This window comes from Lysinibacillus sp. NPDC056232 (genome assembly GCF_042267565.1).
In the GTDB taxonomy this organism is placed as follows: domain Bacteria; phylum Bacillota; class Bacilli; order Bacillales_A; family Planococcaceae; genus Lysinibacillus.
This window is the reverse complement of the sequence record NZ_JBHJTF010000088.1, coordinates 1-2,900: the sequence shown is the minus strand read 5'-3', so window position 1 is coordinate 2,900 and position 2,900 is coordinate 1. Positions and strand designations below refer to the sequence as shown.

Here is a 2,900-nt window from a genome sequence, read left to right as displayed (position 1 = left end):
CTATATCAACAACCGACCAAGAAAATGTCTTGGTTGGAAAACTGCAAACGAGGCTTTTAATGAGCAATTGTTGCACTTAATTTGACAAATCATCATATGCAAAACAGTAGAAAATGTAAAAAAGAATGTTATATCTGATTCTGTTAATATTTAAATTGGCTAATGATCTGTTTTAATACGTCTGCCATATGCGCAAGAGCTTGTGCAGAAGCATTAATCTCTTCCATCGAAGCTAATTGTTCCTCTGTAGACGCTGCAACGTCTTCTGAAGCAGATGCATTACCTTTAGCTGAAAATGCCAAATCCTCCGTAATAGCTGTCACCTCTTGTACACTTGCTGACATCTGTTCAGATGCAGAAGATACCTCTCCCATTTTAGGAGTTATTTTATCCATGCTTGTTTTAATCACTTGGAATTTCGCGATGGCTTCATCCGATACATGTAGTCCATTTTGAACATCCTCTGTAACTTTTGCCATGATGTTTACAGATTGTTCTGTTTCTAATTGAATACCATTGATTAGTTCAAAAATTTGCTTTGCAGATTCCTGCGACTGCTCCGCTAGCTTTCTTACTTCATCAGCAACAACTGCAAATCCTTTTCCATGCTCCCCTGCTCTTGCTGCCTCAATCGCTGCATTGAGAGCAAGTAAGTTCGTTTGATCTGCAATGCTTGTAATCACATCTAAAATGGACGTAATTTGCTGAGAGCGTTCATGTAATGATTGAATTTTCGTGTTTGAATCGATCACCGATACATGAATAGACTGCATTTGATTTTTTGTATCCTGGACTGCCTGTCCACCTTCATTTGCTTGTAGCGTTGCATGCTGTGAAAGATCGGTCACAGTAGATGAGATCTCCGCAATATGAAGAATGGCCTTAGAAAGCTCTTGTAACGATTCTGCATTCTTATTCGCACTTGTCGTTTGCGTGTCTGCGCTCGACGCAACATCTTGAATTGAAATGGCCACTTTTTCTGTAGCAATGCTCGTTTGATTAGCATTGGCTGTTAGCTCTTCTGCCGACGAGGCTACCTCTTCGGCATTTTGTTCAATTTTTTGAATAAGTATTCTTAAACTGTCTTGCATATCGTTAAAGGCTTGTCCTAGCTGTCCAATCTCGTCATGAGAAGTAACTTTCACTTTTTCTGTTAAATCACCTTTACTAATAGTTACTGCACTATCCTTTAGTAATCTAATCGGTTTTATAATGGCCTTCATGACAAAAAAGAAAACAATCGAACTGATTACAATCGCAACGATTAGTACAAGCAACGTTTTATATAAAATGGATGATGCTGATTGATTAATTTCCTTCGCGAAAATTGTTCCAGTAATTTTCCAATTTGTCAACTCCTCCGTTGTAAAGAACAAAATACGGTCATCCCCGTCGAAGACATAATCATATGTGCCAGATTCACTGTCGTACATTTGATCGAGGAAGCTCTCGTTTAATTCCTTACCTGCTTCTAATGTAGGATGTGAGATGACCAAATTATTGTCACCAAAAATAGAAGAATAACCATTTTTTCCTATTTTGATTGAATTTGCGATTTTTTGAAGGTCTGTCAATTTTATATCAAGTGCCATTACTCCAGATTGATCTTTTACCTGTCGAGCAATTGTCACGACCATATCCCCGGTTTCTGCATCCATATAAGGATTCGTTATTAGAGTTTCACCCTTTAAAGCTACAGCCTCTTTATACCAATCTCTTTCCAAAGGATTATAATCCGCAATATGTACTTCTGGTTCTGAGATCATTGTTCCCTCATTTGTACCGATATAAATGCTTAATACATCTGGATTCCTCTCCAAATATTGATGAAAATTTGTTAATATTTCTTTTTCCTGCTGTTCATACTTAGAAGAGTCCAGATCCTCGCTAAAAACAGTCATGTCGTTTATTTTTTCACGTAACTTATCATCAATTAGTGTATTTAAAATTTTAACACTTTCATTCGCACTAAAGAGTATTTCGTTTTTTATCGAATCTTTTGCTGAAAGATACGATAAACTCCCTACAGTTATAACAGGAATTAGTAAGGTAAAAGCAAATAATGTGTACAGCTTCCCCCTAAAGCTTCTAAATATTTTTTTCAAAACAGTTCTCCTTTTGTCTTCATTAGTTTTTAAATGTGTTTTTTGTTCTTTTTAGACTAAAAAAGAATGCTGCCCCTCAAACCTTCCCTACATCCCCATTTCCAACATTACCTTTTGGAATACTAGTTTCCTCACCATACTTGATTAGAGTCGCTTTAATTTGTAAAACAATGTTTATTGTTTTGTTACTAGGTACATAACTATCCGATGTTTTTTCTATGTACTTATTAAGAGCTGCTTCTTAGGGTTTAAGTATAAAAATAGAAGTGTTGAAGATAAATGGTCTTTTTGTAATGCAAAATTAGGGAATAAATAAGTGGATTCTAATATATCATCTAAAATATTTTTAAATTCTTTAATGACTTTATATGCAAATATTTCTTCTCGCTGATTAAAGGTAGTTTTTTCTCAGGAGGATATTTATCTCTATAACTGAATCTTTTAATTACAATTGTTATAAAGATCTTTTCATTATTTGAAAAGAAAATTGTTAAAAAGTTTCTTGTATTTTCAATAAATAATGATATCTTTTTATACACAGGTGTATTGATATTGAATGGAATCGTAGAATTTTCAACATTCCGAATATTGGAAATCCTGAAAAAGACTCCCTTTATATAAAAAAATACCATTTCTACTCGGTTATTCGTATATTCTACCTTTGGATTATTATCCATATTAAGTAGATTTTGTTACTAAATATAAGTTTGGCATGTTAAGGGTTCAACAAATTTTAATTTTTCAAAAACTATTTTATAGATTAGCTTGTTTCATAACATTTAAATATATATAAAA

Annotated in this window: 1 protein-coding gene; it reads right to left on the bottom strand. The window is 33.8% G+C overall.

Annotated features, from left to right (window positions below; all coding sequences use genetic code 11):
• Positions 1-143 precede the first annotated feature (143 nt).
• Positions 144-2,105 (bottom strand): HAMP domain-containing methyl-accepting chemotaxis protein, encoded by a 1,962-nt coding sequence (locus ACFCYJ_RS27325; RefSeq protein ID WP_376079090.1) that lies wholly within the window; start codon positions 2,103-2,105, stop codon positions 144-146.
• Positions 2,106-2,900: the final 795 nt, after the last annotated feature.